This window comes from Mycolicibacterium peregrinum (assembly GCF_001665625.1).
In the GTDB taxonomy this organism is placed as follows: domain Bacteria; phylum Actinomycetota; class Actinomycetes; order Mycobacteriales; family Mycobacteriaceae; genus Mycobacterium; species Mycobacterium peregrinum_B.
In genome coordinates, this window is the sequence record NZ_LZSY01000168.1 from 23103 (window position 1) to 31410 (window position 8308).

An 8308-nucleotide genomic window follows, 5' to 3' on the forward strand; every position below is an offset into this window, starting at 1 on the left:
CGCGGCAGGATGGCTAGATGACCACCACGCCGGCAGATCCGCTGGCCCGGTTCAGTGCGCTGACCCGGGAGTGGTTCACGGCTGCCTTCCCGGCCCCGACGGCCGCCCAGGCACAGGCCTGGTCCGCGATCGCCGAGGGGCAGAACACCCTGGTCATCGCCCCCACCGGGTCGGGTAAGACCCTCGCCGCGTTCCTGTGGGCCATCGATGAGCTGGCCCAGTTGCCGCCCGATCCCCGCTCCGGCACCACGGTGCTCTACGTGTCGCCACTCAAGGCGCTGGCCGTCGACGTCGAACGCAACCTGCGCACCCCGCTGACCGGGATCACCCGGGTGGCCGAACGTCACGGGGTGCCGGCCCCGTCCATCAGCGTCGGCGTTCGCTCCGGGGACACCCCACCCAGTGCGCGCCGCGCGATGCTGGCCAAGCCGCCCGACATCCTGATCACCACGCCGGAATCCCTGTTCCTGATGCTGACCTCGGCGGCCCGCGAGACCCTTGCCTCGGTCCGGACAGTGATCGTCGACGAGGTCCATGCCGTCGCCGCCACCAAACGTGGTGCGCACCTGGCTCTTTCACTCGAGCGGCTCGACCAGCTGCTCGACAAACCCGCCCAGCGGATCGGGTTGTCGGCCACGGTGCGCCCTCCCGAGGAGGTGGCCAGGTTCCTTTCCGGCCAGGCCCCCACCACCATCGTCGCCCCTCCCTCCGGCAAGACCTTCGATCTCTCCGTACAGGTCCCGGTGCCGGACATGGCCAACCTCGACAACAACAGCATCTGGCCGGACGTCGAGGAGCGCATCGTCGACCTGATCGAGGCCCACCAGTCCTCGATCGTGTTCGCCAACTCCCGCCGGCTGGCAGAGCGGCTGACCTCACGTCTCAACGAGATCCACGCCGAGCGCGCCGGCATCGAGCTCTCACTCGACCACAACCCACAGGTCGGCGGGGGTGCGCCGGCCCAACTCATGGCCAGTGGGCAGGCCAACGGCGCGCCCACGCTACTGGCCCGGGCCCACCACGGCTCGGTCAGCAAGGAGCAGCGGGCCCAGGTCGAAGACGACCTCAAGAGCGGCCGCCTGCGCGCCGTCGTCGCCACCTCCAGCCTGGAGCTGGGCATCGACATGGGTGCGGTCGATCTGGTGATCCAGGTCGAGTCGCCGCCGTCGGTCGCCAGCGGGCTGCAGCGCATCGGACGCGCCGGGCACCAGGTCGGCGAGATCTCCCAGGGCGTCCTGTTCCCGAAGCACCGCACCGACCTGATCGGCTGCGCGGTGACGGTGCAGCGCATGCGCTCCGGCGACATCGAGACAATGCAGGTGCCGGCCAACCCGCTCGACGTGCTGGCCCAGCACACGGTCGCGGCGGCCGCCCTGGAACCGGTGGATGCCGACGCCTGGTTCGACGCGGTGCGCCGCAGCGCTCCGTTCGCCACGCTCCCGCGCAGTGCGTTCGAAGCGACGTTGGACCTGTTGTCCGGGAAGTATCCGTCCACGGAGTTCGCCGAGCTGCGGCCGCGGCTGGTCTACGACCGCGACCACGGCACCCTGACCGGCCGCCCCGGCGCCCAGCGCCTGGCAGTCACCTCCGGCGGGGCCATTCCCGATCGCGGGCTGTTCACCGTGTACCTGGCCACCGAATCCGAAAAGCCTTCCCGAGTCGGCGAACTCGATGAAGAGATGGTCTATGAATCTCGCCCGGGAGACGTCATCTCGCTGGGCGCCACAAGTTGGCGGATCACCGAGATCACCCACGACCGGGTTCTGGTGATCCCCGCCCCGGGTCAGCCGGCCCGGCTGCCGTTCTGGCGTGGCGACAGTGTGGGACGGCCCGCCGAATTGGGCGCGGCGGTCGGGGCCTTCACCGGGGAACTCGCCGCACTCAATCGCGCTGAGTTCGATGAACGTTGCCAGACAATGGGTTTCGCCGACTTCGCCACCGACAACCTGTACCAGCTGTTGCACGATCAGCGCGAGGCCACCGGTGTGGTCCCCAGCGACAGCACTTTTGTGGTGGAGCGCTTCCGGGACGAGCTGGGCGATTGGCGGGTGATCCTGCATTCTCCGTACGGCCTGCGGGTCCATGGGCCGCTCGCCCTGGCGGTCGGCCGACGGTTGCGGGAACGCTACGGGATCGACGAGAAGCCCACCGCCTCAGACGACGGCATCATCGTGCGGCTGCCCGACAGCGGCGAAACACCGCCCGGTGCAGACCTGTTCGTGTTCGACGCCGACGAGATCGAACCCATCGTCACGGCCGAGGTGGGCGGGTCGGCGTTGTTCGCGTCCCGCTTCCGCGAATGCGCCGCGAGGGCACTGCTGCTGCCGCGCCGGCACCCGGGCAAGCGGTCCCCGTTGTGGCATCAACGGCAACGCGCCGCACAACTGCTCGACATCGCCCGCAAGTACCCGGACTTCCCGATCGTGCTGGAAACCGTGCGCGAATGCCTGCAGGACGTCTACGACGTCCCCGCCCTGACCGAGCTGATGCGTCGAGTGGCCCAACGCCGGCTGCGCGTGGTCGAGGTGGAAACCGCCACCCCGTCACCGTTCGCGGCCTCGCTGTTGTTCGGCTACGTGGGCGCGTTCATGTACGAGGGTGACAGTCCACTGGCCGAGCGGCGCGCTGCCGCACTCGCCCTGGACACCGTCCTGCTCTCCGAACTGCTGGGACGCGTCGAGCTTCGTGAACTGCTGGATCCGGCGGTCGTCGCGTCGACTTCGGCTCAGCTACAACACCTGACGGAAGAACGAGCCGCACGCGATGCCGAGGCGGTGGCCGACCTGTTGCGGATGCTGGGGCCGCTCACCGAGGCCGAGATCGCCGAGCGCGCCACCACCGACACCATCGGGGGCTGGCTCGACGGGCTGCACGCCGCCAAACGCGCGCTGCCCGTGACCTACGCCGGCCGGACCTGGTGGGCAGCAGTGGAAGACATCGGGCTGTTGCGCGACGGGGTCGGTGCGCCGGTACCCGTCGGGGTCCCCATGGCGTTCACCGAATCCGTCGACGACCCCCTGGGGGATTTGATCGGACGCTATGCCCGTACCCACGGTCCGTTCACCACCACCGAGGTCGCCGCGCGGTTCGGGCTCGGCCTGCGGGTGACCGCAGATGTGTTGGGCCGCATGGCTGTCGACGGCCGGTTGGTGCGCGGGGAGTTCGTTGACGATCTTCCCGGCGACCAATGGTGCGATACCGAGGTACTGCGCATCCTGCGCCGTCGCTCATTGGCCGCGTTGCGCGCCCAGGTCGAGCCAGTCAGCACCGCGGCCTATGGCCGCTTCCTGCCGTCCTGGCAGCACGTCGGGTCCAGCCACAGCTCGGGTATCGACGGGTTGGCCTCGGTGATCGAGCAACTGGCCGGGGTCCTCCTGCCCGCGTCGGCCGTGGAATCGCTGGTGTTTGGGCAGCGGGTTCGCGACTATCAGCCGGCCATGTTGGATGAGCTGCTCGCTTCCGGGGAGGTCATGTGGTCCGGTGCCGGGCAGATCGGCAGCACTGACGGTTGGGTGACGTTCCACCTGGCTGAGACGGCGCCGCTGACGCTGCCGGTCCCTGCCGAGATCGAGTTCACCGATACCCACCGGGCCATCATGGAGACGCTGGGGCACGGCGGAGCGTATTTCTTCCGTCAGCTGACCGATCAAACCGCCGAATCCGAGCTCAAAACGGCTCTGTGGGAGCTGATCTGGGCCGGCTGGGTCACCGGAGATACCTTCGCTCCGGTGCGGGCGATGCTGTCTGGTCCCCGACGGACTGGGGCACCTGCACACCGTCAGCGTCAGCGGCCGCCACGACTCAGCCGCTACAGCGTCGCACGCCCGCACAGTCGCGCGGCGGATCCGATGGTGTCCGGCCGGTGGTCGGCATTGCCTGGTGCCGAACCGGATTCGACCGTGCGGGCGCATTTCCAGGCCGAGCTGCTGTTGAACCGGCATGGGGTGCTGACCAAGGGGGCGGCGGCAGCTGAGGGCGTGCCGGGCGGGTTCGCCACCTTGTACAAGGTGCTGAGTGCATTCGAGGATGCCGGTCGCTGCCAGCGGGGCTATTTCGTCGAGTCACTCGGCGGGGCCCAGTTCGCGGCGGCCTCGACCGTCGACCGGCTCCGGTCCTATCTCGACGGAGTCGATCCCCGGCGCCCCGAGTACCACGCCGTCATGCTCGCCGCGACCGACCCGGCCAACCCGTACGGCGCCGCGTTGGCCTGGCCCGATCGCTCAGGCGACTCCGATGCCCATCGGCCCGGCCGCAAGGCCGGCGCCCTCGTCGCACTCGTCGACGGGCAGTTGGTGTGGTTCCTGGAACGTGGTGGCAAGTCCCTGCTCAGCTTCACCTCCGATCCCGACACACAGCGGGCCGCCGCAGGCGCGCTGGCCGAACTCGTGACCGCCGGGCGCATGCCGTCACTACTGGTCGAGCGGATCAACGGGGTTGCCGTACTCGATCCCGGGGTCGACGAGGATCGCGCCAGCGTGCAAGAGGCGCTGGTCGGCGTCGGGTTCGCCCGGACCCCGCGCGGGTTGCGACTTCGGTAGACGGCCTCACAGTAGGCCTGCGACCTTGTACAGCACGAGCGATCCCGCAACTGCCACGTTGAGACTGTGACCGGTGCCCACCATAGGAATCTCGACCGCCAGATCGAGCAATTCCATTGCGTCGGAGGGGATGCCGCTGCCCTCGTTGCCGAGAACCAATACCGTGCGGGTGCGAACTGCGGGCAGGTCCGCCAGCCGAATCGACTCGTCGGTGAGTTCGACGCCGATGATGTGCGTTGATCGCTCCCGCTGCTTCTCCAGCCAGCCGACGACGTCGCCGTAGATCCAATGGACGCATGACCTGTGCCGCAGGGTGTTTCCTTTGCGGAGAGCCTCAGGAACCCAGGGCAGCCGGGGCACGGCCAGACATGCACCCACTGCATCGCACGTACGGAGCAGCGTGCCGAGGTTCACTCCGTGCTTGGGCCAGAGTGGCGCGACGATGATGTGGTTCCAACACTGGTGACGACCCGAGCGGCGCTGCCGGTGGATCTCTTTACGGGTACGAATACGAGGCGCCGAATGCGACGCCTCACCGCTCACTGGTAGGCGGGAACGCCCTTCCCGCGGAGTCGATTATTGATCACCAGACGATTATGCCATCGAGCAGCCGCCGACTTCCATGACAACTGGTTCAATGAGAGCATGCCCGAGGGAGATACCGTGTTCCACACCGCCACAGCACTGCGCACCGCTCTGGTGGGAAAAGTGTTGACGCGCTGCGATATTCGGGTTCCGCGCTATGCCACCGTCGACCTGACCGGACACATGGTCGACGAGGTACTCAGCCGAGGAAAGCACCTCTTCATCCGGGTGGGGCCGGCCAGCATCCACTCTCATCTCAAGATGGAGGGCAGCTGGCGCATCGGATGGACAAAGGGCGCCGCCCACCGGATCCGGATCGTGCTGGAGACCGCCGAAAGTCGGGCGACAGGGATCGACCTCGGCGTTCTGGAAGTTCTGGACCGCGACGCCGACATGGCAGCGGTCGAGCACCTCGGACCGGACCTGCTCGGCCCCGACTGGGAGCCTCGCACCGCAGCCGCCAACTTGGCTGCCGATCCGGACCGTCCCCTGGCACCGGCTCTGCTCGACCAGCGGGTGATGGCCGGTGTGGGCAATGTCTACTGCAACGAGCTGTGTTTCGTCTTCGGCCGGCTTCCCACCTCTCCGGTGAGCTCGTTGACCGATCCCCTGCGTGTCGTGCAACGGGCCCGGGACATGCTGTGGCTCAACCGGTCCCGCTGGAACCGCACCACGACAGGCGACACACGGCATGGACGACAGCTGTGGGTGTACGGCCGCGCCGGTGAGCCCTGCCGCCGCTGCGGGACATTGATCGAGACCGACAAAGGCGGCGAGCGGGTGACGTACTGGTGTCCGACCTGTCAAACGTAAGGCCGTTGCGCAATGTCCGCCACGCGTGTCGGGGCGTCGTGGCATAATCGAACACATGTTCGAAGGCGAATCCGATGCCGACCTGATCGACCTGTTATGTCTCAGGACATCGGTGACAGTTCTGCATCAGGACATCGGTGACAGTTCCGGTGGTCTTGGTGGTGACACTTCCGACCCCAGGCTCGGGTGGTGGCCGTTAATGAACCTATCGATCCTCGTGTTCGCCTCGCCATCTCGCAGTGGCCTGAGGATGCACCTCGCGGGGCGGTGACGACGTTCTGCGCCGAGCACGGTATATCTCGAAAGTCGTTCTACGCGTTGCGTAAACGCGCCAAGGTCGACGGGCCGGCCGCGGTGCTCGAACCCAGGACTCGACGCCCAAAGACCAGCCCGTCGACATGGAGCGATGAGATCAAGGATCGGGCCATCAAGGTTCGTACCGCCCTTGAGCAGTCCGGTCTGGATCACGGGCCGATCAGCGTGCACGAGAAGATGCGCGTGATGGGTCTGGAGCGGGTCCCGTCCACGGCGTCGCTGGCACGCCTCTTCCGCGAGGCCGGAGTGGCACGCCAGGAGCCGAAGAAAAAGCCCCGCTCAGCCTGGCGGCGGTTCGTGTATCCGGCCCCGAACGCGTGCTGGCAACTTGACGCCACCGAGTACGTCTTGACCCGTGGACGCAAGTGCGTGGTCTTCCAACTCATCGATGACCACTCCCGCTACGCCGTGGCCTCGCACGTGGCCTGGGGTGAAACCGCCGAGGCTGCGATCGCCGTCTTCGACAAAGCTGTCGCCAATCATGGGGTGCCCCAACGACTCCTGTCCGACAACGGAGCAGCACTGAACCCTTCGCGGCGCGGGTGTATCGGCCAACTCGTCACCCACGTGGGCGCTCTGGGCGTGGAGGCGATCACGGGCAAGCCCTACAAGCCCACCACCCAAGGCAAAAACGAACGCTTCCACCAAACCCTGTTCCGCTACCTCGACAAACAGCCTCTCGCCGAGACACTCAACGAACTGCAAGCCCAGGTCGACGAATTCGACCGCATCTACAACACCGAGCGCCCTCATCAAGGGCTGCCCGGCCGCGTCACCCCGCTGACCGCGTGGGAAGCGACCCCCAAGGCCGATGCACCCCGACCGAAACCTGACCGACGCATCTTCCAACGCATCCCCAGCCGGCACCAACGGCCCCGACCGCAGCTGCCCGCCGACCTGCCCGCCGGCACGCACCTCAGAACGGTGACCACATCAGGCACGATCGGCCTGGACTCGGTGTCCTACAAGGTCGACGTGAACCTCACGTTCGAGCACGTCCTCGTCGTCAGCACCGGCAACAACACCGGCGATGCGGTCATCATTACCGACCTGCACGGCGAAGTCCTCGCCGAGCACACCCGCCCCGCACCCGGCATCACCTACGTCGGCAACGGCCGACCCCCAGGAACCCGCCCCAAGACCACAGAACCGTCACCGAAGTCCTGATACACCAACTGTCACCCATGTCCTGATGCAGAACTGTCACCGATGTCCTGATACATCACACCGACCTGATCGACCGGATCAGTGCCGCAGCACGCGCGGAATCAGCAGCGATCGCGGGACGGCTGGCCGCGATCGGGGCGTTGGACAGTCTGCGGGAGCAGGAGTTGGCCGAGTCGATCTTTTGGACCACCGACCCGTTCGAAGAAGTCTCTGCCGAAGTATCAGCGGCGTTGCGGATCAGTCGGGGCCGGGCCGGCACCCAGATTCATCACGCCCGGGTACTACGCGACAAACTCCCGTTGGTGGCCGCCCGGTTCGCCGCCGGCGACATCGATTACCGGGTGGTGCGGATGCTCATCGCCCGCACCGGCATCGTCGACCCCGCAGTCTGGGCCGGACTGGATGAAGAACTCGCCACCCGGGCCCATAAATGGATGCGGCTATCTGAACGACAGTTGCGGGATCGGGTGGATCAATGGATCGCCAAACTCGACCCCAACGGAGTACGGGTCCCACCCCCGATCGACGACGGCCGATTCGTGCAGGTCGAGGCGAGCAGCCCCGGCATGGCCTCGGTGTGGGCCAACATCCACGCCGCCGACGGGGTCGCGCTGAATCAACGCCTCGATGCCGTCGCCGCCACCGTCTGCAAACACGACCCGCGCACCCGCGAGCAGCGCCGCGCCGATGCGGTGGGACCGGTGGCCCGACTCGAATCGCACATGCCGTGTCTGTGTCGGCGTGAGGACTGCCCCGCCGCACAGCAGCGCGCGGCCGCGGATGCGGCGGTGGTGCATGTGTTGGCCGACCAGGCCACCGTGAACGGGACTTCTGATGATCCGGGGTATGTGGTCGGCCATGGCATCGTGCCCGCCGAGTCCGTGCGGGAT

Annotated in this window: 5 protein-coding genes; 4 read left to right on the forward strand and 1 reads right to left on the reverse strand. The window is 67.3% G+C overall.

Annotated features, from left to right (window positions below; translation table 11 throughout):
• Positions 1 to 17: 17 nt before the first annotated feature.
• Entirely contained in the window at positions 18 to 4538 is a 4521-nt protein-coding gene (locus A5779_RS26315) for an ATP-dependent helicase (RefSeq protein ID WP_064886663.1), read from the forward strand.
• Between the two features lie 6 nt (positions 4539 to 4544).
• Here A5779_RS26315 and A5779_RS26320 read toward each other — a convergent pair whose 3' ends face one another.
• Positions 4545 to 5081: a TrmH family RNA methyltransferase gene (locus A5779_RS26320; RefSeq protein WP_064886664.1), complete on the reverse strand. Its 537-nt coding sequence runs from the start codon at positions 5079 to 5081 to the stop codon at positions 4545 to 4547.
• A 102-nt stretch (positions 5082 to 5183) separates the two neighbouring features.
• Between A5779_RS26320 and nei2 the strand changes: the two genes are divergently transcribed.
• The 3 genes from nei2 to A5779_RS26335 form a co-directional block, all read left to right on the forward strand.
• Positions 5184 to 5936: an endonuclease VIII Nei2 gene (nei2, locus tag A5779_RS26325; protein WP_064886665.1), complete on the forward strand. Its 753-nt coding sequence runs from the start codon at positions 5184 to 5186 to the stop codon at positions 5934 to 5936.
• Positions 5937 to 6122: 186 nt separating this feature from the next.
• Positions 6123 to 7418: an IS481 family transposase gene (locus A5779_RS26330; protein ID WP_064886666.1), complete on the forward strand. Its 1296-nt coding sequence runs from the start codon at positions 6123 to 6125 to the stop codon at positions 7416 to 7418.
• A 77-nt stretch (positions 7419 to 7495) separates the two neighbouring features.
• The coding region (locus A5779_RS26335; protein WP_269085855.1) for a DUF222 domain-containing protein at positions 7496 to 8308 on the forward strand (813 nt) is incomplete at its 3' end.